The organism is Burkholderia sp. ABCPW 14, from assembly GCF_001523835.1.
Classification (GTDB): domain Bacteria; phylum Pseudomonadota; class Gammaproteobacteria; order Burkholderiales; family Burkholderiaceae; genus Burkholderia; species Burkholderia mayonis.
Genome location: NZ_LOVS01000147.1, coordinates 62,001 through 86,938, shown reverse-complemented (window position 1 = coordinate 86,938; position 24,938 = coordinate 62,001). Strand labels below are relative to the sequence as shown.

At 71.1% G+C, this 24,938-nt stretch carries 8 protein-coding genes; all 8 read left to right on the top strand.

The annotated features are described in order from the left end of the window. Positions 1–23: 23 nt before the first annotated feature. The 8 genes from WS62_RS22695 (at position 24) to WS62_RS22660 (ending at position 24,884) form a co-directional block, all read left to right on the top strand. Positions 24–6,470, top strand: a complete 6,447-nt coding sequence (locus tag WS62_RS22695; protein ID WP_066575539.1) for a non-ribosomal peptide synthetase — start codon at positions 24–26, stop codon at positions 6,468–6,470. Further along, positions 6,467–7,699 carry an MFS transporter gene (locus WS62_RS22690; RefSeq protein WP_066575538.1) on the top strand — a complete coding sequence of 411 codons (1,233 nt, stop codon included), beginning with the start codon at positions 6,467–6,469 and terminating at the stop codon, positions 7,697–7,699. Before WS62_RS22695 ends, WS62_RS22690 begins: the two co-directional genes overlap by 4 nt. Then, positions 7,692–17,474: a type I polyketide synthase gene (locus WS62_RS22685; RefSeq protein WP_066575537.1), complete on the top strand. Its 9,783-nt coding sequence runs from the start codon at positions 7,692–7,694 to the stop codon at positions 17,472–17,474. Before WS62_RS22690 ends, WS62_RS22685 begins: the two co-directional genes overlap by 8 nt. Continuing rightward, on the top strand, positions 17,471–18,589 hold the full coding sequence (locus tag WS62_RS22680; RefSeq protein ID WP_066575533.1) for a Gfo/Idh/MocA family oxidoreductase: 1,119 nt from the start codon (positions 17,471–17,473) through the stop codon (positions 18,587–18,589). The genes WS62_RS22685 and WS62_RS22680 overlap by 4 nt, the downstream gene beginning before the upstream one ends. Further along, entirely contained in the window at positions 18,586–19,353 is a 768-nt protein-coding gene (locus WS62_RS22675) for a thioesterase II family protein (protein WP_066575530.1), read from the top strand. The genes WS62_RS22680 and WS62_RS22675 overlap by 4 nt, the downstream gene beginning before the upstream one ends. A gap of 15 nt (positions 19,354–19,368) precedes the next feature. Beyond that, positions 19,369–22,329 carry a salicylate synthase gene (locus WS62_RS22670; RefSeq protein ID WP_066575527.1) on the top strand — a complete coding sequence of 987 codons (2,961 nt, stop codon included), beginning with the start codon at positions 19,369–19,371 and terminating at the stop codon, positions 22,327–22,329. 636 nt (positions 22,330–22,965) lie between these two features. After that, positions 22,966–23,358 carry a VOC family protein gene (locus tag WS62_RS22665; RefSeq protein ID WP_066575524.1) on the top strand — a complete coding sequence of 131 codons (393 nt, stop codon included), beginning with the start codon at positions 22,966–22,968 and terminating at the stop codon, positions 23,356–23,358. 230 nt (positions 23,359–23,588) lie between these two features. Next, positions 23,589–24,884: an O-acetylhomoserine aminocarboxypropyltransferase/cysteine synthase family protein gene (locus tag WS62_RS22660; RefSeq protein ID WP_066575521.1), complete on the top strand. Its 1,296-nt coding sequence runs from the start codon at positions 23,589–23,591 to the stop codon at positions 24,882–24,884. The last annotated feature ends 54 nt before the right edge of the window (positions 24,885–24,938 follow it).

Here is a 24,938-nt window from a genome sequence, read left to right as displayed (position 1 = left end):
CAACCGACTCGAGATCTTCATTCATGTCCGACCTTCATACGAGCCTCGCCCCCGATCCAGCCGTCGAAGCCGACCGCATCGCGCTCGACGGCGCATCGCTGCGCGGCGAGCTTGCCGCCGATCTGTCCGTCGATCCCGAACGACTCGACGCCGACGCCAACCTGCTGCAACTGGGTCTCGACTCGATGCGCCTGATGGCGTGGCTGAACCGGCTGCGCTCGCGCGGCCATACGCTGACGCTGCGCGAGCTGTACCGCGAGCCGACGCTCGCCGGCTGGCTCGCGCTGATGCGGCGCAGCCCCGCGCGCGTCGCCGAGCGGCCCGCCGCGCCTCGGGCATGGCCGACGATGCGCGACGGCGAAGCGTTCGCGCTCACGCCCGTCCAGCACGCGTATCTCGTCGGCCGCGCCGCGCAGCAGCCGCTCGGCGGCGTCGGCTGCCATCTGTATCAGGAGTTCGACGGCGCGGGGCTCACGCCGGACGGGCTCGAATCCGCCGTCCGCGCGCTGATCGCCCGCCATCCGATGCTGAGCGTCGCGTTCCGCGCGGACGGCCGCCAGCAATGGCGTGCGGGTTCGAGCTGGCCCGGCGTCGCCGTGCACGATTTGCGCGCCTGCGGCGACGCGGAGCGCGAGCAGGCGCTCGCCGCATTGCGCGAACGCCTCGGCCATCGCGTGCTCGACGTCGAGCACGGCGAGACGTTCGACTTCCAGTTGTCGCTGCTTCCCGGCGGGCGGCATCGCCTGCACGTCGACCTCGATCTGCTCGTGCTCGACGCGGCGAGCTTCACGCTGGTGTTCGACGAGCTCGCGGCGCTCGTCGGCGGCCGCGCGTTGCCGGACATCGGCAGCGATTACGACTTTCGCAGCTACGTCGCGCATCTGCGGCACGACAGCGCGGCCGCGCGCGAAACGGCGCAGCGTTACTGGCGCGCGAAGCTGCCCGAACTGCCGGCCGCGCCGCGTCTGCCGCTCGCCCAGGAACCCGAGCGCGTCGCGCCGGTGCGCTTCAGCCGCCGCCGCGCGGCGCTCGGCGACGCCGACTGGCGCGCGTTCAAGGCGCAGGCGAGCGCGTGCGGCGTCACGCCGACGATGGCGCTCGCGACGTGCTTCGGCGCGGTGCTCGCGCGCTGGAGCGGCGAGCCGCGCCTGCTGCTGAACCTGACGCTGTTCGATCGACAGCCGCTCGATCCGGCCGTCGAGCGGATGATTGCCGACTTCACGAACATCCTGCTGATCGATCTCGCCGCCGAAGGCGCGCCGTTCGACGCGCTCGCGCGCGCGAACCAGGCGGCGTTCGCCGACGCCTACGAGCATCGCCACTGGTCGGGCGTCGAGCTGCTGCGCGAGTTGCGCAAGGAACAACGTCATCCGCACGGCGCGCCCATCGTGTTCACGAGCAATCTCGGCCGCCCGCTGTACGGCCGCGACACCGCCGCCGCGCTCGGCGAGCCCGCGTGGGGCATCTCGCAAACGCCGCAAGTATGGATCGACCATCTCGCGTTCGAACACGGCGCGTCGGTATGGCTGCAGTGGGACAGCGTCGACGCGCTCTTTCCGGCAAGCCTCGTCGATGCGCTGTTCGATGCGTACGTCGCGCTCGTGCGGCATCTCGTGCGTGACGCCGGCGCCTGGCGCAAGCCGCTGCCCGATCCGATGCCCGACGCGCAGCGCGCGGTCCGCGCGCGCGTCAACGACACCGCGCGGCCGGTGCCGGACGGTTGCCTGCACGACGGCTTCTTCCACGCGGCCGGGCGCACGCCCGACGCCGTCGCGCTGATCCATCGCGACGCGCGGCTCAGCTACGCGACGCTCGCCGAACAGGCGCGCCGCTGCGCGGGCGCGCTCGCGGCGCGCGGCGTGGGAGCGGGCGACACGGTCGCCGTCAGCATGTCGAAGGGCATCGGGCAGATCGTCGCGGTGCTCGGCGTGTTGCACGCGGGCGCGGTCTACGTCCCCGTGCCGCTCGACCAGCCGAAAGAACGCCGCCGCAAGATCTACGACGACGCTCGCGTGAAGCGGGTGCTCGTCTGCCGCGACGATCCGGCGGCGATCGCGGCGCCGGACGATCCGGCGCGCTATCTCGCGTGGCAGGACGCCGTCGCGGCCGACGCGCTGCGCGATCCCGTCGCGGTCGATCCGCGCATGCCGGCGTACGTGATCTACACGTCCGGCTCGACCGGCGCGCCGAAGGGCGTCGTGATCTCGCATCGCGGCGCGCTCAACACGTGCGCGGAGCTGAACCGGCGCTACCGCGTCGGCTCCGATGATCGCGTGCTCGCGCTGTCCGCGCTGCACTTCGATCTGTCGGTCTACGACATCTTCGGCGTGCTCGCGGCGGGCGGCGCGCTCGTGCTGGTCGACGAAGCGCAGCGGCGCGATCCGGCCGTCTGGTGCGAACTGCTCGACCGCCATCGCGTGACCGTATGGAACAGCGTGCCCGCGCTGTTCGACATGCTCGTCACGTACGCCGAAGGCTTCGAGCTGCGCGCGCCGTCGACGCTGCGCGTCGCGATGTTGTCCGGCGACTGGATCGGTCTGGATCTGCCTGCGCGCTACCGCGCGTTTCGCGCGGACGGCGAGCTCGTCGCCATGGGCGGCGCGACCGAGGCGTCGATCTGGTCGAACGCTTACGATGTCGGCGACGTGCCGCCGCCATGGCGCTCGATCCCTTATGGCTATCCGCTCGCGAACCAGCGCTATCGCGTCGTCGACGAGCAGGGCCGCGATTGCCCGGATTGGGTGCCGGGCGAGCTGTGGATCGGCGGCGAAGGCGTCGCGCTCGGCTACTTCAACGACGCCGAACGCACCGCGCGGCAATTCGTCGACGACGCGAGCGGCCGCTGGTATCGGACGGGCGATCACGGCTGCTACTGGCCCGACGGCACACTCGAGTTTCTCGGCCGGCGCGACAAGCAGGTGAAGATCGGCGGCTACCGGATCGAGCTCGGCGAGATCGACGCGGCGCTCAATCGCATCGACGGCGTCAAGACCGGCATCGCGCTCGCGGCCGGCGAGCGCGACAAATCGCTTGCGGCGTTCGTCGTGCCGTCGGGCGACGCGCTGTTCGACGAACGGCGGGCGGATGCGGCATGGCCGTCCGACTTTCGCGCGCTGTTCGCGCCCATGGGCGATTGCGGCGCCGCTCGGGAAGCCGCTCGGGAAGCCGATCCGGATGCGGACGCGGATGCGGATGCACGCGCCGGCCGCGCCGTCGACACCATCGACGCCATCGGCAACGCGAGCGCAATCGCAGACGCCAGCCGCGATGTCGATGTCGATGCCGATGCCGACGCCATCGCGAAGTCCGACGCGGCCATCGAACGTCTCGTCGCCGATTTCCTGCACGACCATCTGCAACGCGAAGGCGTGGCCTTCGACGCGCCGCTCGACGTCGACGCGGCGCTCGCGTGCTATCGCGCGCAGCCGGCGTGGCGTGCGCTGTTCGCGCGCTGGCTCGCGCTGCTGGCCGCGCACGGCCGCCTCGCCGAACGTGACGGCGCGTATCGCCGCGGCCCGCGCTACGACCACGCGCGCCGCCGGCCGCGCGCCGACGATCCGCTCTTCACGACCGCCGACGCGCTGCTCGCTCACCACGACGCGCTCGGCGCGATCCTGCGCGGGCTGCGCCCGGCGCACACGCTGCTCGACCATCCGTTCTGGTCGCCGGAATCGCTGCTGCTGCGCAGCGATGGCGCCGGGCAAGCGATCGATGCGCTCGCCACCGCGGTCGCGGCGCTATCCCGCTCGCTGGGGCGGCCCGCACGGCTCGTCGAGATCGGCGCGCGCAGCGGCCTGTGCGGCGAAGCGCTGCTGCGCCGCCTCGACGCGCAACGGCTGATCTACACGGCCGTCGACGCGTCGCAGGACATGGTGCTGCGCGCGCAGGCGCGCCTCGCCGCGTTCCCGCATGCGCAAGCGCGGCGCGCGGCCCCCGCGTCGCTGAACGATCTCGCGCACGGCGCTGACGTGGTCTGGGCCAACAACGCGCTGCACCGCCTCGGCGATGCGGCGCTCGACGAACTCGTCGAGCTGGCCGCGCCGTCGGCACTTGTCTATGTGACCGAGCTGCGCGATGCGTCGGCGCTCGCGCTCGTCAGCGCCGACCTACTCGCGGGCGGCGCTGCCGCGCAGCACAGCCTGCGTCGCGCGGAAGACTGGCGGCGCACATTCGACGATCGCGCGCTCGCGTGCGAGCAGTCGGACGACGTCGGCGCGCACCGGCGCTTCGTGCTGCGCGCGCCCGCCATCGTGCGCACGCCCGCTCCGCGAAAGCTGAGCGCGGCGCTCGCCGCGCACCTGCCGTCTTACATGCTGCCGCAGCGCCTCTACTTCATCGACGCCCTGCCGCTCACCGCGAACGGCAAGATCGACCACAAGGCGCTGCTGGCCCGCTGCGCGCCCGCCGCCGCCGCCGCCGCCGCCGCCGCTGTCGCCGATGCCGATGCCGATGCCGATGCCGATGCCGATGCCGATGCCGACGCCGCGCGGCAAGCGCCGCAGGGCGACGCCGAAACGGCCGTCGCCGCGCTGTGGCGACGCCTGCTGCAAGTCGATGCGGTGCATCGGCACAGCCACTTCCTGCAGCTCGGCGGCGACAGCCTGCTCGCGACGCGCCTGATCGGCGAACTTGATCGGGCGGGCTACACGGCGCGGCTCGGCGATCTGTTCGACTACCCGACGCTCGCCGCCTTCGCCGCGACGCTGCGCCCGCGCATCGAGCCGGCAGCGGACACGCTGCGGCCCGACGCCGCGTCGCGCTTCCAGCCGTTCCCGCTCACCGACGTCCAGCAGGCGTATCTCGTCGGCCGCCAGGCCGGCTTCGCGCTGGGCGGCGTCGGCTCGCACTTCTTCGTCGAATTCGAAGTCGAGCGGCTCGACGTCGTGCGATTCGAAGCGGCGTGGAACCGCCTGATCGCGCGCCACGACATGCTGCGCGCGGTCGTCCGCGACGGCCGGCAGCAGGTGCTCGCCGAAGCGCCGCCGTTCGCGTTGACGCGCCATCGCGTCGCGAGCCTCGACGGTCCCGACGCCGCCGCGCTGCGCGAGCGGCTCGCGCATCAGGTCCTCGACCCCGCGCGTTGGCCCGTGTTCGACGTGCAAGCGGCCGAAGACGGCGGCGAGCGCAGCCGGCTCTACGTGTGTCTCGACAATCTGATGCTCGACGGTCTCAGCATGCAGATCCTGTTCGCCGAGCTCGAACACCTGTATGTCGCGCCCGATCGCGCGCTGCCGCCGCTCGACATCGGCTTTCGCGATTACGTGACGCACGTCGCCGGCCGGCGCGCCAGCGAAGCGTCGCTCGCCTACTGGCAGCGCCGGCTCGACGGCCTGCCCTGCGCACCGCAACTGCCGCTTCGCCGCACGCCCGCGGAAATCGGGACGCCGCGCTTCGTGCGGCTGTCGGCGCGCCTGTCGCGCGCGCAATGGCGCGCGCTGAAGGCGCACGCCGGCGCGGCGAGCCTGACGCCGTCGGCCCTGCTGCTCGCCGCGTATTCGGCCGTGCTGTCCGCGTGGAGCGCGCAGCGCGAGCTGTGCGTGAACCTGACGCTGTTCGATCGGCAGCCGGTGCATCCGCAGATCGAGCAGGTGCTCGGCGACTTCACGTCGCTGCTGTTGCTCGCGTGGCAGCCCGCGAATGACTGGCTCGCGAGCGCGCAGCGGCTGCAGCAGCGGCTGTGGCAAGACCTCGCGCACCGCGACGTATCGGCGCTCTGGGTAATGCGCCAGCTCGCGCAGCGGCACGGCCGGGCCGCCGCCGAGATGCCGGTCGTTTTCACGAGCGCGCTCGGCTTCGATCACGACCGCTTCCTCGCCCACGCGTCGTGGCTCGAACCGCGCTCGGGCATCTCGCAGACGCCGCAGGTATGGCTCGATCACCAGGTCTACGAATCGGAAGGCGAGCTGCGCTTCAACTGGGATGCGGTCGAAGCGCTGTTCGAGCCCGACCGGCTGCGCGCGATGTTCGATCAGTACGTCGCGCTGCTGCAGCGGCTCGCGACCGACGCATCGGCGTGGCGGCTGCCGCTCGACGTCCTCGTGCCGCGTGTCAACCAGGCCGGCGCGCGGACGATGCGCGACGAGCGCGCCGTCGGTTTTGCGACCGCCGTGCCCGCCGCGTCCACCACGCCGATCGATGTGCCTCGCGACGACGCGCCGGTCGACGCCGCGCTCGTCGGCCGGCTGCGCCAGCATTTCGAACAGACGCTCGGCCTGCCGATCGCCGCGCGACAAAGCTTCTTCGAAGCCGGCGCATCGTCGCTCGAACTCGTTCAATGGCACGTCAAGCTTCGGCACGCGGGCTACGCGTCGCTCGCGGTGACGGATCTCTTCACGCATGCATCGCCGCACGCGCTCGCCGCGCATCTCGGCGGCGCGCACGCGCCGGCCCAGGCCGACGACGCGAACCGGCGCGCGCTCCTCGACCAACGCAGAGCGAGGCTGCAGCGCAGGCGAGGCGCCGCCGCATGAAGCGCTATCTGCCGTACTGGTCTTACTACGCGCACCAGGGGATGGTCAGCGCGCTGACCATGCAGGGCGTCGTCGGCTACTTCCGGCACGCAGGCGCCGACCTCGCTCAGCTGAGCTGGCTGTCGCTCGCGATGCTGCCCTGGGTCGGCAAATTCCTGTGGGCGCCGTGGTGCGAGCGCCACGCGCTGCCGCTGCGCGGCAACCGCTATCAGGGCAGTCTCGTGCTGCTGCAACTCGGCATGGCGGCCCTCATCGCGTGCATCGGCTTGCTGCCGCCGGCGCACGCGGCGGGCGCGATCGTCGTGTCGCTGACGCTGCTGACGCTGCTGTCCGCGAGCCACGGCATCTACGCGAACGGCATCGCGATCTGCACGACCGACGCCCGCAGCCGCCCGTTCGCGAACGTCGCGCAAGTCGGCGGCAGCTATCTGGGGATTCCGCTCGGTTCGTTCGTGTTCCTCGCGATCGCCGAGCGCGCCGGCTGGCGCTACGGCTTCGCGGGCATCGCCGCGCTGTCGCTGCTGCTGCTGATTCCGCCGCTGCTGATCCGGCAGCCGATGCGGGCCGCGCCCGTCGGCTCGGCGCGTCCGCGCCTGCGCTGGCGCGATCTGCGCGGGATCGGGCCCGCGCTCGCGCTGACCGCGATCTACCTCGTCGCGATGCGCGGGCTGATGGCGCTGCAGACCGTGCTGCTCGTCGATGCGGGGCTCGGCCTGAGCGCGCTCGGCGAAGTCGTCACGATCTACAGCACGGTCGCGAGCGGCGTCGGCATCGCGCTCGGCGGCTGGGCCATGCGCCGTTTCGGCGCGTGGCGGTGCGTGCTGCCCGTCATGCTGTCGTTCCCGCTGCTCGCAGGCGTGCTCGCCATCGGCTACCCCCGCTTCGGCATACGCGAATGGACGCTCGCGTTCGGCTTCGTCAACGTCGCGGCGGCGATCGGCTTCGTCACGCTCTACAACGTGCTGATGGGACTCACCCGCCCTCACCAGCCGGCATCCGACTACGCGCTGTTCCAGTCGACCGACATGGCCGTCGCCATGCTGATGTCGATGGCCGTCCTGCGCGTCAGCCACGCCGTCGGCTATCGCCCGGTGCTCGCTTTGCTCGCCGCGCTGGCCGTCGCGAGCCTGTGGCCCGCGAGCCGGCTGTGCCGTCGGCTCGCGCGGCCGGCCACGCCCGCGCTTTCTCCCGCCGCCCACGAACCCTCTCTCGAAACCAGTCATGGATAAAGCCATTTCGTCCGCTCGCCCGGCCGCGGACCTCGACGCGCTGCTCGCGACGCATTACCCGAACGGCGAGCCGATCGCCGTGATCGGCCACGCATGCCGCTTTCCGGAAGCGGACGACAGCGACGCGTTCTGGCGCAATCTGCTCGCCGGCGCCGAATGCAGCCGCCGCTTCACGCGGCAGGCGCTGCTCGACGCGGGCCTCGACGCCGCGACGATCGACGCGCCGAACTTCGTCAACGTCGGCACCGTCGTACGCGACGCCGACGCGTTCGACGCCGCGCTGTTCGGCTATTCCCGTCAGGAAGCCGAATCGATCGACCCGCAGCAGCGCCTCTTCCTGCAGATCGTCTGGCACGCGCTCGAGCACGCGGGCTACGCGCCGCGCGACGTTCCGCACCGCACCGGCGTGTTCGGGTCCGCGCGCATCAGCACGTATCCGGGCAGGGAGCCGCTGCGGATCGCCGAAGTCGCGCAGGTCAAGGGCCTGCAATCGCTGATGGGCAACGACAAGGACTATGTCGCGACGCGCGTCGCGTACAAGCTGAACCTGCGCGGCCCGGCGCTCGCCGTGCAGACCGCGTGCTCGAGCTCGCTCGTCGCGGCGCACCTGGCTTGCGAAAGCCTGCGCGCCGGAGAATGCGACATGGCCGTCGCGGGCGGCGCGGCCGTATCGTTTCCGCAGCACGCGGGCTATCTGCATCAGCCGGGCATGATCTTCTCGCCGGACGGCCGCTGCCGGCCGTTCGACGCCGACGCGCAAGGCACGTTCGCCGGCAACGGCGTCGGCGCGGTCGTGCTGCGGCGGCTCGGCGACGCGCTGCGCGACGGCGACCCCGTCGTCGCGGTGCTGCTCGGCAGCGCGATCAACAACGACGGCGACCGCAAGGTCGGCTACACCGCGCCGTCGGCGGCCGGACAGCGCGACGCGATCCGCGACGCGCTGATGCTCGCGGGCGTCGACAGCACGCAGATCGGCCTCGTCGAGGCGCACGGCACCGGCACGCCGCTCGGCGATCCGATCGAGCTCGAAGCGCTGCGCGGCGTCTTTCACCGGGCGGGCGAAGGACCGCGCTGCGCGCTCGGCTCGGTCAAGAGCAACCTCGGGCATCTCGATACGGCGGCCGGCATCGCGAGCCTGCTGAAAGCCGTGCTCGCCGTCGAGCGGCGCGCGATTCCGCCGAGCCTGCACTTCCGCAAGCCGAATCCGGCGCTCGGCCTCGACGACAGCCCGTTTTACGTGCCCACCGAAGCGCAGCCCTGGGACGACGCATCGCGCGTCGCGGGCGTGTCGTCGTTCGGCATCGGCGGCACGAACTGCCATGTGGTCGTCGCGTCGCTGCCGGACGCGCTGCGCACGGCGGCCGGCGGCGACGACCGTGCGCAGCCGGACGCGGGCGCGGCGCTGCTGCTGAGCGCGGCGAGCGAGCCGGCGCTGCAACGCCTCGCGCGCAGCTACGCGCACGCGCTGCGGCATGCGAGCGCGCGCGACTTGCTCCACACCGCGCTGCGCGGACGGCAGCTCGACCTGCCGCACCGGCTCGCGGTGCCGTTCTGCGACGAGACCGTCGCGGCGCTCGACGCGTTCGCGCTGGGCGAAGACGATGCGCTCGTCCATCGCGGCAGCGGCGAAGCCGGGCAAATGGTCTGGCTTTTCACGGGCCAGGGCTCGCACTGGCCCGGCATGGGACAGGCGCTCTATCGGCAATCGCCCGCGTTCGCCGCGTGTCTCGACCGCTGCTTCGCGGCCTGCGACGGCGAGCTCGACGTCCCGCTGCGCGACGCGATGTTCGGCGAGCGCGGCGATCTGCTCGAACGGATGGACTACGCACAACCCGCGATCGTCGCGTTCGAACTCGCGATGGCCGCGCACTGGCGCGCACTCGGTCTCGAGCCGCAGATCGTGATCGGTCATTCGGTCGGCGAATACGCGGCCGCGGTCGTCGCCGGACACTACGAGATCGAGCAGGCGATGCCGCTCGTCCGGCTGCGCGGCGCGCTGATGCAGCACTGCGCGGAGGGCGCGATGCTCGCCGCGTTCGCGTGCGCCGACGAATTGCTGCCGCTCGCCGGGCAAGCGGGCGTCGACGTCGCCGCGCATAACGGCGAGCGTCATCTCGTGTTCTCCGGCCGTCGCGACGCAGTCGACGCGCTCGCCGCCGCGCTCGCCGCAAAAGACATTCGCCACGCGCGGCTCACGGTCCCGGGCGCCGCGCATTCGGCGCTGCTCGATCCGGTGCTCGACGCGTTCGAACGTGCGGCCGCGCAACTGCATGCGGCGCCCGGCCGCGTACAGCTCGTGTCGACGCTGCTCGGCGAGCCGATCGACGCGGATGGGCTCAACGCGCACGGCTATTGGCGCCGGCACATGCGCGAACCGGTCCGTTACGCCGATGCGGTCCGTCACGCCATCGCACAGGGCGCGGGCGTGTTTCTCGAACTCGGGCCCGATGCGCAGCTGACGGGGATCGGCCTGCGCGAGTCGCCGCAACGCGCGCGCTGGATCGCGAGCGCGCGCCGGCAACAGCCCGCGCTCGCGCAAACGCGGCAAGCGACGCTCGAACTCTATGCGGCGGGCGTCGCGCTGCCGTGGGCGAACGTGCTGCCGTCGTCCGGCCGCAAGCTGCACGCGCCGCGCTATCCGTTCGATGCCGAACGCTATTGGCGCGATGCGCAGCCGGCGGCCGTGACACTGCCCGCGGCGCACGGCGGCGATATCGACCCGGCGCTCGCCGAAGGCCGCCGGGTCGCGGCCGCGGCCGCCGCATCGCTCGATCTGCCGCGCCTGCAGCGACTCTACGCATGTGTCACGCAGTTGCATGCGATCTACGTCGATCGACTCGTGCGCCGCTGCATCGGCGAGCGCTTCGACGAAGGCGCGACCGCGCTCGACATCCTGCGCGCGGGCCGTCTGCTGCCGCGCCATCGCCAGTTGCTCGTGCGGCTCCTGAATGCGTGCGTCGAAGACGGCTACTACCGCCGCGACGACGACCGCTACGCGCCCGCGCTCGCGCTCGCGGTGCCCCACGCGGAACGCGACGCGCTGCTGCAGATCCTGCGCGACTGCTGCGAAGGCTTCGACGTGATCGCCGACACCGTCGCGCGCGCGGGAGACAGCCTGCACGCGATGATGAGCGGCGACATCGAGCCGGTGGCGGTGATCTTCCCGGACAGCGCGTCGAGCGGCGTCGAAGTGCTGTATCAGGAATTCAGCTTCGGGCGCTATTTCAACCAGATCGCCGCGGGCGTCGTCGCGGGGCTGGTCCGCGAGCGGCAGACGAACCGTCGCCGGCACCGCCCGTTCCGGATTCTCGAAGTCGGCGGCGGCACCGGCGGCACGACCGCGTGGTTGCTGCCGGAACTCGACGGCGAGCCGAACGTCCGCTACGACTTCACCGACATCTCGCCGATCTTCACGCGGCGCGCCGAGCAGAAATTCGCCGCTCACGAATGCGTCGGCTATCGCGTGTTCGATCTGCAAAGAGACGCGCAAACGCAAGGCTTCGAAGCAGGCGCATACGACCTGATCGTCGCGGCCAACGTGATCCATGCGACGCAGCACGTCGGCCGTACGCTCGCGAACCTCGCGCCGCTGCTGAAACCGGGCGGCCGTCTGCTGATGCGCGAGATCACGCGGCCGATGCGCCTCTTCGATTTCGTATTCGGCCCGCTCGTGCTGCCGCTGCACGACGAGGACGCGCGCGGCGGCGAGCTGTTCCTGTCGACCGCGCGCTGGAAGGAACAATGCATCGCGGCGGGCTTCGAGCGCATCGACTGGCTGCCGGACGACGGCGCGCCGACGTCCGGCATCAGCGAGCACATCGTGCTCGCGTCCGCGCCGGGCCGCTCGGCGGGCGTCGCGCCGTGGCTCGCAGACGACGCCGATCCGCTGCTCGGTCAGCCGCTCACCGACGACGGCGTGTATCTCGCCGACTGGTCCGATTGCGCGGGCCGGCGCGAGGCCTGGCAGCAACGGCTCGCGCGCGGCGGCGCGGAACTGGCGGGCCGCCACGGCGGCGGCCAGGCGGCGCCGACGATTCGCGCGCCCGAGCGCGCGCCCGCGTGGCTGACGCTCGTACGCCTGCGCTGGTGCGCCAGTCCGTTCGGCGCGGCGCGGATCGCGCTCGACGCGCGCGACGAAACCGGCGCGTGGCGGCCGCTCGACGCCGATTCCACCGAAGGCGGCCTGCCCGCGCCGCTGCCTGCGCGCGATACGCATTACGGCTGGCGCTGGCGGCCCGTGCCCGATGCGTCTACCGATGCGAACGGCATCGCGTTGCACGCCGAGTCGGCGTCGTTCGCCGACGCGCTGCGCGACGCGGGCGTGCCGGTCGCGCCGCACGCGGATCGCCGATTGTTCGTGCTCGATCCGGATGAAAAGCCGCTACAGGCGATCGCGTCGGCATTGCTCGCCGCGCTGGCCGATGCAAGCCGCGCGCCGCTCGTCGTCGTGACCCGCGGCGCATGGAAGGTCCACGCCGACGATCTCGTCGACCCCGCGCATCGCGCCGCCTGGGGGCTGCTGCGCGTCGCGGCCGCCGAACAGCCGGACCGCGTGCTCGCCGCGATCGACCTGCATCCGGCCGCCGCGTGGCGCGATCTGCTGCCGGCGCTCGATGCGCTCGGCAGCGGCGCTCGCTGGCTCGCGGTCCGCGACGGCCGCGCGCATGCGCCATCGCTCGCGGCGCAACCCTACGTCGCGCCCGCGCTGCCCGCCGGCGCGCTCGCCGGCGAACGCTGGCACGTCGTCACCGGCGCGTTCGGCGGCCTCGGCCGGCTGAGCGTGCGCTGGCTCGCGCGCCACGGCGCGCGCCGCATCGCGCTCGTCGCGCCTCGCGCTCATGACGACTGGCCCGCGTTCCAGCATGAAGCCGAAGCGCATCATGCATGCGAATTGCGCTGGGTGCGCTGCGACGTCGCCGAGCCCGCGCAGTTGACGGCGGCGCTGCAAGCGCTGCACGCGGATGGCGGCGTCGCGGGCGCGATCCATGCGGCCGGCGTCCTCGACGACGCGCCGCTCGCCACGCTCGACGCCGAACGCATCGCGCCCGTGCTCGCGCTGAAGGCCGACGCGGCGCGCGTGCTGCGCGACTGGCTCGGCGCGCACGACGCGCGCTATCTGCTTTTCTATTCGTCGGCGGCCGCCGCGCTCGGCGCGCCGGGACAAGGCGCGCACGCGTTCGCGAGCGCCTACCTCGACGGGCTCGCCGAAGCGCGCGCAAGCGGCGAAGCGCCGGCGGTGATCTCCATCGCGTGGGGCGCGTGGGGCGAAGCCGGACGCGCGGCCGAGCCCGCATTGCAACACAAGCTCGCGGAAAGCGGGATGGGCGTGCTGTCGAGCGCGGAAGGCCTGTGGCATCTGGAACAGGCCGTGATGCGCGGCGCGCCATACCGGCTCGCGATGCGCGTGCTGCGCGAGCGGCTCGACGCCGGCCGCCGCGCGCTGTTCGACGCCGATACGCCATCCGCCCGGCTCGCGCGCTCGCCGACGGCGGCCTCCTCCGCCGCTTCGGCGTCGGCGGCCACCGCTGCGATTCCCGCCGCCGCACGCCCCGATCCGCGCGATGCCGATGCCGTCTGCCAATGGTTGACGGCGCGCATCGCCGCGCAGTTGAAGCTCGACGATCTCGCTCAACTCACGCCGAAACGCGATCTGCTGAAGCTCGGCCTCGATTCGCTGCTGTTCCTCGAATTGCGGAGCGCGGTCGAATCGCAGCTCGGCGTCAAGCTCGACGCCGAGCGCGCGTATCGCGACATGACGGTCGCCGGAATCGGCCGGCTGATCGTCGAATCCGCGCCCGCCGACGCCAGCGCGCCCGCTTCGGACACCGGCGCGCTCATCCACGATCCCGCGAACCGCTTCGAGCCGTTCCCGTTGACGCCGATCCAGCACGCGTACTGGCTCGGCCGCACCGATCTGATCGCCTATGGCGGCGTCGCGTGTCACGTACTGTTCGAATGGGACATGCGGCACGACACGTTCGACCTCGCGCGCTTCGAGGCCGCCTGGAACGCGCTCGTCGCGCGTCACGACATGCTGCGGATGATCGTCGATGCGGACGGCCGCCAGCGCATCCTGCGCGACGTGCCCGCCTACCGGCCGCGGCGGCACGATCTGAAGCGCCTCGCCGCCGACGAGCAGGCGCGCGCGCTCGAACACACCCGCGACGCACTGTCTTACCGCGTGCTTCCCGCCGACCGCTGGCCGCTGTTCGAGCTCGCCGTGACCGAGCTCGACGATGCGCGCTACCGGCTCCACATGAACCTCGACCTGCTGCTGTTCGACGTGCAGAGCTTCAAGGTGATGATGGACGACCTCGCGCGCGCCTATCGCGGCGCGGCGCTCGAACCGCTGCAGATCACGTTCCGCGACTACGTGCTCGCCGATCAGGCGCGCCGCGACGCGCCCGACTGGCAGGCATCGTGGCGCTACTGGCAACGCACGCTCCCGCAACTGCCGCCCGCGCCCGTGCTGCCGCTCGACCCCGAACGCGCCGACCGCGCGCGGCCCCGCTTCACCACATATCAGGCGCGCCTCGAACGCGCGGACTGGGACAAGCTCAAACGCGAATGGCAGCGCTGGGGCGCGACGCCGTCGGCCGCGCTGCTCGCGCTCTTCGCGCACACGCTCGAACGCTGGAGCCGGCATCCGGATTTCACGCTGAACCTGACGTTCTTCAACCGGCGTCCCGATCACCCGCAGGTCTCTCAATTGATCGGCGATTTCACGTCGGTGCTGCTGATCGATTTCGCGCTGAACGGCGCACCGACGCTGCGCGACACGATCGAGCGCACGCAGGAACGGCTCTGGCAGCGCCTCGCGCACAGCCAGGTCAACGGCGTCGAGCTGATGCGCGAGCTGTCGCGCGGCCGCGCGCACGATCCTCGCCGGCCGCTGATGCCGGTCGTGTTCACGAGCATGCTGGGGATGTCGCTCGACGGCCTGAGCATCGATCAGGCGATGACGAGCCTGTTCGGCGAGCCGGCGCACGTGTTCACTCAGACGCCGCAGGTCTGGCTCGATCATCAGGTGATGGAAGTCGACGGCGATCTCGTGTTCAGCTGGTACTGCATGGATGACGTGCTCGCACACGGCGCCGCGCAGGCGATGTTCGACGATTATCGATGCCTGCTGCGCGGAATCGCCGCGCAACCGGAACGGATGACGCAGTCCGGGCTCGCGCAGCTGCGCGACGACGGCGCATGGGCGGATTTCGCGCGTCGCCGCTGGCCGCTGCGTGCCGACGATGCGGGCATGGATCTGCGCGACATCGAAGACCTGCTGCGCGCGCAGGACGGCGTATCCGATGCCGACGCGGCGCTCGCCGAAGACGGTCGCACGCTCGACATCGTCGTGTCGGCTGCCGGCGCGCAGGTCGCGCCGCCGCCCGAGATCGACGCGCCGCTGACCCTGACGTCTGCGCTGCCGATGCTCGACGCGTCGCAGCTCGCGGAAATCGATGCGACATGGCACTGGCTCGAGGCGCGCGCGCTGCGCGGCATCGCCCGGACGCTGCATCGCCACGGCCTGTTCGCGCAGGCCGGGCAACGCCACGATCTCGACGAAGTGCAGTCGCGCCTGCGCGCGCGGCCGCAGTATCGCCGGCTCGCGCGGCAATGGCTGCTCGCGCTGGCCGAGCGCGGCTGGCTGCGCCGCGAAGGCGACGCGTTCGTCGGCGAACGTGCGCTCGATACCGTTCCCGGCCCGGCCGAGGCGCTACCGCAAGCCGGCTGGAGCCGCGCGCTCGGCGCGTATCTGGATACGTGCATCGCGCGTCACGATGCGCTGTTCGACGGCACGCAAGCGCCGCTCGCGCTGCTGTTCGACGACGACGATGCGCTCACCCGCGCGCTGTACAGCGACAATCCGGCGATCGACTGCCTGAATCGCGGCGCCGCGCAGATCGCGCGCGCGCTCGGCGAGCGCTCGGGCGGGCTGCGCGTGCTCGAAGTCGGCGCCGGCACCGCCGCGACGACGCGCCACCTCGTGCCGGCGCTCGACGGCCGGCTGCACAGCTACCGCTTCACCGACGTGTCGACGCTATTCCTCGACGCCGCCCGCGAACGCTTCGCCGGCCACGCGCAGCTCGATTACGCGCGCTTCGACATCAACGCGCCGGTCGATTTCGATGCGCATCCGGAAGCAGGCTACGACGTCATCGTCGCGGTCAACGTGCTGCACGACGCGAGCGACGTCGTGCGGTCGCTGCGCCGCCTCGGGCAATTGCTGAGGCCGGGCGGCCGCCTGTTGATGATCGAGGCGACCGAGCGCGACAGCGCGCTGCAGATGGCGAGCATCGGCTTCATCGAAGGCCTGAACGGCTACGACGACTTCCGCACGGCCGACGACAAGCCGATGCTCGATCTGCCGATGTGGCGCGACGCGCTCGGGCAGGCGGGCTTCGCGGTCGAACTCGCGTGGCCGGAGCAGGCGTGCAGCCCGCTGCGTCAGCACCTGGTGCTCGCACGCGCGACGCATGTCGGCCGGCTCGATCTCGGGGTGCTCGAACGCGGCCTGCGCGCATGCTGCGGCGACGCGCTGCCGCCGGTGCGCATCCGGCAATGCGAGTGCATCGATCGACATGCGGACCGCCACGTAAAACGGCCCGACGAATCGAACGAAGGCGCGTCGAGCCGTGCGGCTCGCGCGTCGCACACGTCGCACACGTCGCACTCGTCGCACACGGCGCACTCGTCGACCGCGCCCGTCGCGCCCGTCGCGCCGCCGCGCGATCCGGAAGCGCAAGCCGCGCTCGAACGCAGCATCGGCGCGGTGTGGCAGGCGCTGCTGAAGTGCCCGGTTCATCGCGACAGCGATTTCTTCCAATGCGGCGGCGACAGTCTGATCGCGACGCGAATGATCGCGCAGCTCAATCGCGACGGCATGCGCGGCGCGAGTCTGCAGGCGCTCTTCGCCGAACCGACGCTCGGCGCGTTCTGCGCGACGCTGAACGCGCCGCCCGCGTCCGAAGCGGCAGCCGATGCGGGCGGCTGCCTGGTGGCGCTCGCCGAGGGGCGCGATCCGGCGCGTGTGTTCATGTTCCACGCGTCCGACGGCGAGCTCGCCGCGTACGTGCCGCTCGCGCGGCATCTGGACTGCCGCGTTCACGGCTTGCGCGCGACGGACGCGACGCTGCCCGACGATCTCGGCGCGCTCGCCGATCGCTACGTGCAAGCCATCCGCACGTTGCAGCCGCATGGGCCGTATACGTTGATCGGGTGGTCCTATGGCGCGTCCGTCGCCGCCGAGGCCGCGCGCTTGCTGCACGAGCATGGCGAGACGGTCGAACTCGCACTGCTCGATCCCGTCTGCCGCGCCGATTTCGATCATGCCGATCGCGCGTCGCTGCTGCGTCTGCTCGCACAAGGGCGCGCCGTCGTGCCGCTGCCCGACGACCTCGAACAGCTCGACGCCGACGAGCAGACCGCGTGCTTCGTCCGCGCCGCGCAAACGGCCGGGCTGCTGCCGGAGCGCACGAGCGCCGCCGATGCGCAGCGCTGGCTGACGCGCATCGGCGGCCTGCTCGGCCTGCTCGCGCGCCACCACGCGCCCGCCCCGCTGCCGATCCGCTGCCTGTGGATCGCCGCCGCGCACCGCCCGTCCCGCTGGCAACCGGCCGAACTCGACTGGCAGGGCTGGGACCCGCACGCGGAACGCCACACGCTCGACGCAGACCATTGGACGCTCGTGATGGACGACGCACGAGCACAGAACGTCGCCGCCCTGTTCCGGCAGTGGCGCGACAACCATCGCCGCCCGCAGGAGAAAGTCGCATGAAACCGCTCAACGCGCGCAACAGGCGCGTACTCGTCGCCGGCGCAAAATTCGGCGAAATCTATCTGAATGCGTTCCTCGCGCCGCAGCCGGGGCTCGAGCTCGCGGGACTCCTCGCGAACGGCAGCCCGCGCGCGCGGCAACTGGCTCACGCATTCGGCATTCCGCTCTACACATCGATCGACGACGTGCCCGGCGACATCGACATCGCATGCGTGGTCGTCCGCTCGACGGTCGTCGGCGGCGCCGGCACGTCGCTCGCGCAGGCATTCCTCGAACGCGGCGCGCACGTCGTGCAGGAGCATCCGCTGCATCCGGACGACGTCGCCCGCCTGCAGCGGCTCGCCGCGCAACGCGAGCGCGCCTATTGGGTCAACAGCTTCTATGCGCACACGCCGGCCGGCCGCTGCTGGATCGATCGCGCTCGGCGCGTACGGCGCGCGCTCGGCGGCGAGCACGCGCACTTCGCGCATCTCGCGACGAGCCGACAGTTGCTCTACTCGTCGCTCGATCTGCTGCTGCAGGCGAGCGGCGCTGTCGACGCGACGCTCGACGCCGCGCACGACGATGATCCCGCGTTCCACGCGCTGCGAGTCGGCCTGCCCGGCTGCCGCGCGACGCTGCGTTTGCAGACCTATCTCGATCCCGACGATCCCGATCTGCACAGCCTCGCGATGCATCAGCTCACGCTCGGCTGGCCTTCCGGCTATCTGTCGCTCGACGCGAGCTACGGCCCAGTCGTCTGGACCGCCGCGCTATACGACCCGCAGCATCGCGACGGCAATCGCAGCGCGTACCGGACGACGGGCGCCGAAAGCGCGCATCTCGATCGGCCGCCCGCCCTGCCGCTGCATCCCGCGCCGGCAAGCTGGCGCGACGCGCTCGAAGTCGACGGCCCCGCGGGCGTCGCGCACGTGCTGCACGCGCTGCGCCTGCATCTCGACGGCGCGGCGGCGCCCGCCGCGTTCGATCCCGCCTATCAGCTCGCGCTCGCCCGCATCTGGCAAAAGGCACTGCAATGCGCGGGCCCCGCGCGCGAACGCCGCGTCGCGCCGCCGCCGGCGATCGACCCGCGCACGCTCGCCGACGCCGCGCCCGACGAACAGGTGGCGGCATGAACGAGCGGCGGATGCTGCGCCCGTGGATCCTGTCGCCGGAGCCGGCTGCGTGGCGGCTCGTCATGTGCCCGTTCGCGGGCGGCAGCAGCAGCGCATTCCGCGATTGGCGCAACGTCGACGACTTCGGCATCGACGTCTCGCTCGCGATCTATCCGGGCCGCGACCACCGGCTGCGCGAGCCGGGCGCGGACGACATCGGCCGGCTCGCCGATCAGCTCGCCGACGAGCTGGTCGAAGCGCAGGCGTCGCCCGGCAAGCTGATCCTCGCCGGGCACAGCATGGGCGCGCAAGTGGCGTTCGAGACCTGCGAGCGTCTCGAGCAGCGCGGCGCGCCGCCGTTCGCGCTCGTGCTGTCCGGCTGCCACGCGCCGCACCTGAAAGGGCGGCGCCTGCTCAGCCATCTCGACGACCGCGCGTTCGTCGATCAACTCGTCGAGATCGGCGGCAGCGACGCCACCCTGCTGTCCGATCCATCGCTGCTCGCGATCTTCCTGCCGATGCTGCGCGCCGACTTCCGGATCACCGAAGCCTATCGCCGCATGCCGCGCGCCGACCGGCGCCGCATCGACACGCCGACGCTGCTCGTCCATGGCAGCCGCGACATCGAAGCGTCGCGGGAAGAAGTCGCCGCGTGGCGGGACTGGCTGCGCCGCGCGGACGAACCGATCGCGATGCCCGGCGACCACTTCTACGTGACCCGCAGACCGCGCGCCTTTCTGCAACAGATCCTGCGCCGGCTCGAGTCGACCTCCGCGTGTGTATGACCCTCAGAGAAGCTCATGGAAACTCTTCTTCATCCGAATCCGAACGAAACGGCCGACGCCGTGGCCGCCGAACCCGACATCTCGTCCGCCGCGCTGCCGCTCGGCGAACATTTGCGCCGCTGGGCGGCCGACCACGCGACGCGCACCGCGCTCGTCGCCGGCGGCGAACGCGTGCCGTTCGCCGCGCTCGATCGCCGGGTCGACCGGCTCGCGGCCGCACTGCACGAGCTGGGCCTGCGTCCCGGCGACCGTGCGATGGTGCAGTTGCCGAACGGCATCGCGTTCGTCACCGTCTGCTTCGCGCTGTTCCGTCTCGGCGTGGTGCCCGTACTCGCGATGCCGACCCAACGCTCGCATGACATCGACGCGCTCTGCCGCATCGCCGGGCCCACCGCCTATTTCATCGCGGACGGAATGGACGGCTTCGACGCCCGATCGCTCGCCGCCGACATGCTCGACGCGCATCCGTCGCTGCGCCGGATCGTCGTCGACGGCGAGCCCGGCCGGCGCGACGATGACGATGCCGACGAGCGCGTCGTGCCGCTCGCGTCGCTCGACGCGCCGCCGCGCGCACTGACGCCGCCCGCGCCGAACGACGTCGCGCTGCTGCTCCTGTCGGGCGGCACGACCGGCACGCCGAAGCTGATTCCGCGCACGCACGCGGACTACGCATACAACTTCAGCGCATCGGCCGCGCTCTGCGGGCTCGACGATACGAGCGTCTATCTGGCGGTGCTGCCGGCCGCGCACAACTTCACGCTCGCATGCCCCGGCATACTCGGCACGCTCGCGAGCGGCGGCACGGTCGTGCTGTCCGACACGGCGAGCTGCGACGAAGCGATGCCGCTGATCGCGCGCGAGCGGATCACGCACGTCGCGCTCGTGCCGCCGCTCGCGCAGCTCTGGGCGCAAGCGCGCGAATGGGAACGCAGCGACCTGTCGAGCCTGCGGCTCGTCCAGGTCGGCGGCGCGCGGCTGGACCCGGCGCTCGCGCGCCGCCTGCCCGACGTGCTCGGCTGCCGTCTGCAACAGGTATTCGGGATGGCTGAAGGACTGCTGTGCTACACGCGGCTCGACGATCCGCCCGACACGATCGCGCATACGCAGGGGCGGCCGCTGTCGCCGCGCGACGAAGTGCGCATCGTCGACGCGCACGGCCGCGACGTCGCCGCCGGCGATGTCGGCGAGCTGCTGACTCGCGGGCCGTACACGATCCGCGGCTACTACCGCGCGCCGGAGCACAACGCGCGCAGCTTCACGGACGACGGCTACTACCGCACGGGCGATCTCGTGCGCCGCGACACGGCCGGCAATCTGATCGTCGAAGGGCGCATCAAAGAGCAGATCAATCGCGGCGGCGAAAAAATCTCCGCCGCGGAAATCGAGCTGCTGATCGACGCGTTGCCGGATGTGCGGGACTCGGCCGTCGTCGCGGTTCCCGACGCACTGCTCGGCGAGCGCATCTGCGCATTCGTGCGGCCGCAACGCGACACGCTCGATGCGGCGACGCTCAAGCAGGCGCTGCGCGCACGCGGGCTCAGCGAATTCAAGCTGCCGGATCAGATCGAAATCGCCGCGCATTGGCCGTTGACGTCGGTCGGCAAGATCGACAAGCAACGATTGATCGAGATCGCCAAGGCGCGCGACGCCGCTCCGGCGCGACGCTACGTCGAACGCCATCTGAGCGTGCGAAGCGACCCGCTGGATCTGGCTTCGCGCATCATGCGCGCTTTGCCGAGCCGGCACTGCATGCTCTACGAGCGCGGCGGCGAATGGAGCATCGGCATCGATTCGGCGCTGAGCGTGATCGTCGAGCCGGACGGAACAGTGCGCCGCAGCGACGGCGCAAGCTGGCGCGATGCGCGGCCGTGCGACGCGATCGCACACGCGCTCGCGGACGTGCGGATCGACGCATGGCGCGCTTACGGGCGCGCCCATTTCGAGTTTTCTCATCTGACGTACGGCATCGACGGCGCGCGCGGCGACGAACCGCTGCTGCGGCTCGCGATTCCGCAAAGCGAGATTCGCGTGTCGAGCGGCCGCGCGCTGATCCGCAGCCTGGAGCCCGGCGCGATCGCGACGCTCGCCGAGCTGGTCGACGCGCAGGACGCCGCGCAGCAGGCCGAGCCCGGCGCGCGTCTCGAAACGATCGATGGCGACGGCAACGCGCGCGCGTACAAGGAACAGGTCGCGTCCGCGGTGCGCGAGATGCAGGCCGACGCGTATCAGAAAGTGATCCTGTCGCGCGCGGTCGAGGTTCCGGCGTCGCTCGACACGGTGTCGAGCTACGTCGCGGGCCGGCGGACGAACACGCCGGCGCGCTCGTTCCTGCTCCGCGACGGCGATTTCGAAGCATATGGCTTCAGCCCCGAAACGGTGGTCGAAGTGAGCGCCGACGGCTTCGTCAGCACGCAACCGCTCGCCGGCACGCGCGCATTGACGGGCGACGACGCCGAAGACGCGCGTCTGCGGCGCGAACTGCTGCGGGATGCGAAGGAAATCGCCGAACACGCGGTGTCGGTGCAATTGGCGATGGACGAAATGTCGTCAGTCTGCGACGCCGACACGCTCGGCGTCAGCGAATTCATGAGCGTCTATCGGCGCGGCACCGTCCAGCATCTCGCATCGCGCGTGCGCGGACGACTCGCGGCGGGCCGCCACGCATGGCATGCGTTCGAAAAGCTGTTCCCCGCCGTCACCGCTTCGGGCATTCCGAAGCGCGAGGCGCTCGACAGCATTCGACGCCACGAGCCGCGCTTGCGCGGCTTGTACAGCGGCTGCGTATTCGTCGTCGACAGCGAAGGCGCGATGGATGCCGCGCTCGTGCTGCGCTCCGTGTATCGAGACGGCGAACGCTGCTGGCTGCAAGCCGGCGCGGGGCTCGTTGCGCTGTCGACGCCCGATCGTGAATGGACGGAGACTTGCGAAAAGCTCGCTTCGGTCGCGCGTCATTTGCAGGGGCGGGCAGGCGGCTAGGCGCGGTGCGGCGCGGGGTAGCGTTGCGTTGCGCGGGGCGGCCAGGCCAGGCGTGGCGTGGCGTGGCGTGGCGTGGCGTGGCGTGGCGTGGCGGAAGCATCCATGAAGCCGCGCCGCACGGCACGATGTCGCGCCGTGCGATTGGTCGGACCCAGTCGATGACGCAGCCGGCAAGCGCGGCAGTCGCGCAGTACCGGCAACGTGCGCGAGCGGCGTCGCACGCATCGGCATCGCGACGCCGGCATTCGCAAGCCAGCAACGTCCACCGTCGAAGCCGTTCGGACAATCGCCCGCCCGGATGCGGGCGATGCGGCCATCCGCCGCCGCCCCGGGACGAATCGCGCGTCGCCACGATGCGCCTGCGCCCCTCGGCGAAGCTCGACATCGTTCCGCAACCGGCGCATCACGCGGCGTCCGCGGCGAACAATCCGAACACCGCGGCGGGCGGCGGACGGACGCCCGCCGCCGGGCGAATCCTGGAACAGGTTCGCACGTCCCGAGCAATTGGCTTCGTCTCTGTTGCAAGCGGCGAATCAACCGTCGAAACACCGCGCCTGCCATTCGACGCACCCCATCACATCGCCCTTCGACACGCGCTAGAATGGCCGCTCCGGTTCCCTCCCCCGACCGCCCGCCATGCCCGTCACCGGCCTCGATCACTACAACCTGCGCGCGCCGCGTCCGCTCCTCGACACGCTCCGCGATTTCTACATAAACGTGGTCGGCTTGCGGCTCGGCGATCGCCCGCCGTTCCGGAGCCACGGCTATTGGCTGTATGCCGGCACGCGAGCGGTGCTGCATCTGTCGGAAGCCGGGCCCGGCGAATCGCGTGCGCCGAATGTCACGAACACGTTCGACCATGTCGCGTTCTCCTGCCGCGATCTGCCGGGAACGATTGCCCGTCTGCGGCAATTCGACATCCGATACACGGGCGCCGACGTGCCGCTGACGCATCAGCATCAGTTGTTCTTCGACGATCCGGCGGGAAACGGCGTCGAATTGAATTTCGCGGCGGACGCCGGCGGCTAACGCTCGCGCAAGCGCAGGCAAACGAGCACGCGAAACAAACGGGCGACAAAAGCGCACGCGCGATGCGTCCGCACCCGGCTCGTCGCCCGTCGTTCGCGCGCCTCCGCGCAGCGCCCCGGCATTTGTCTTGTCCGTGAATAAGCTTGGCACCAAACAAGCTAAAAGCGCGTGGCCGCGGCTCCTATAATCGGCCGACACCTTCACAAAAGCAGACCGATCGGAGACCCATCATGACCGAGCCCGCATCCGCCGACTGGCGCCTCGAAACCATCGCCGTGCACGGCGGCTATCGCCCCGATCCGACGACGCGCGCCGCCGCGGTGCCGATCTATCAGACAGTCGCGTTCGCATTCGACGACACGCAGCACGGCGCCGACCTGTTCGACCTGAAGGTCCAGGGCAACATCTATTCGCGGATCATGAATCCGACCAACGACGTGCTCGAACAGCGCGTCGCGGCGCTCGAAGGCGGCGTCGGCGCGCTGGCGCTCGCATCGGGCCAGGCGGCCGTCACCTATTCGCTCCTGACGATCGCCGAGGCGGGCGACAACATCGTCTCGTCGAGCACGCTGTACGGCGGCACCTACAACCTCTTCGCGCATACGCTGCCGCAGTACGGCATCACGACGCGCTTCGCCGATCCGCGCAACCCGGCGGCATTCGACGCGCTGATCGATTCGCGCACGAAAGCGATCTTCGCGGAGTCGGTCGGCAATCCGCTCGGCAACATCACCGACATCGCCGCGCTCGCCGACGTCGCGCATCGCCACGGCCTGCCGCTCATCGTCGACAACACGGTGCCGACGCCGTATCTGCTGCGTCCGTTCGAGCACGGCGCGGACATCGTCGTCCATTCGCTGACGAAGTATCTCGGCGGACACGGCACGAGCCTCGGCGGCGCGATCGTCGATTCGGGCAAGTTCCCGTGGGCGAAGCACGCCGACCGCTTCAAGCGGCTGAACGAGCCGGACGTCAGCTATCACGGCGTCGTCTACACCGAAGCGTTCGGCGACGCCGCGTATATCGGCCGCGCGCGCGTCGTTCCGCTACGCAACACCGGCGCGGCGCTCTCGCCGTTCAACGCGTTCCAGATCCTGCAAGGCATCGAGACGCTCGCGCTGCGCATCGACCGCATCAGCGAGAACGCGCTGAGAATCGCGCAGCATCTCGCGGGGCACGAGAAGGTCGAATGGGTCGATTATTCCGGACTGCCGAATCATCCGGATCACGCGCTCGTCGACCGCTATCTGTCGGGCCGCGCGCCGGGCATCCTCACGTTCGGCGTGAAAGGCGGGCGCGCGGGCGGCGCCGCGTTCCAGGATGCGCTGAAGCTCTTCACGCGGCTCGTCAACATCGGCGACGCGAAGTCGCTCGCGACGCATCCCGCCTCGACGACGCATCGTCAGCTATCGCCGGAGGAACTCGCGAAGGCGGGCGTGAAGGAAGAGACGGTGCGGCTGTCGATCGGCATCGAGCACATCGACGATCTGCTCACCGATCTCGATCAGGCGCTGGCGAAGGTGTGAACGACGTCGTGATCGAACGTCCGCGCGTTCGATCACGACGCGACGGGACGCGAC

Bases quoted from the DNA above. Each gene is read 5' to 3' on its own strand.
- WS62_RS22695 (WP_066575539.1), top strand. From the start codon at position 24: ATGTCCGACCTTCATACGAGCCTCGCCCCCGATCCAGCCGTCGAAGCC.
- WS62_RS22690 (WP_066575538.1), top strand. From the start codon at position 6,467: ATGAAGCGCTATCTGCCGTACTGGTCTTACTACGCGCACCAGGGGATG.
- WS62_RS22685 (WP_066575537.1), top strand. From the start codon at position 7,692: ATGGATAAAGCCATTTCGTCCGCTCGCCCGGCCGCGGACCTCGACGCG.
- WS62_RS22680 (WP_066575533.1), top strand. From the start codon at position 17,471: ATGAAACCGCTCAACGCGCGCAACAGGCGCGTACTCGTCGCCGGCGCA.
- WS62_RS22675 (WP_066575530.1), top strand. From the start codon at position 18,586: ATGAACGAGCGGCGGATGCTGCGCCCGTGGATCCTGTCGCCGGAGCCG.
- WS62_RS22670 (WP_066575527.1), top strand. From the start codon at position 19,369: ATGGAAACTCTTCTTCATCCGAATCCGAACGAAACGGCCGACGCCGTG.
- WS62_RS22665 (WP_066575524.1), top strand. From the start codon at position 22,966: ATGCCCGTCACCGGCCTCGATCACTACAACCTGCGCGCGCCGCGTCCG.
- WS62_RS22660 (WP_066575521.1), top strand. From the start codon at position 23,589: ATGACCGAGCCCGCATCCGCCGACTGGCGCCTCGAAACCATCGCCGTG.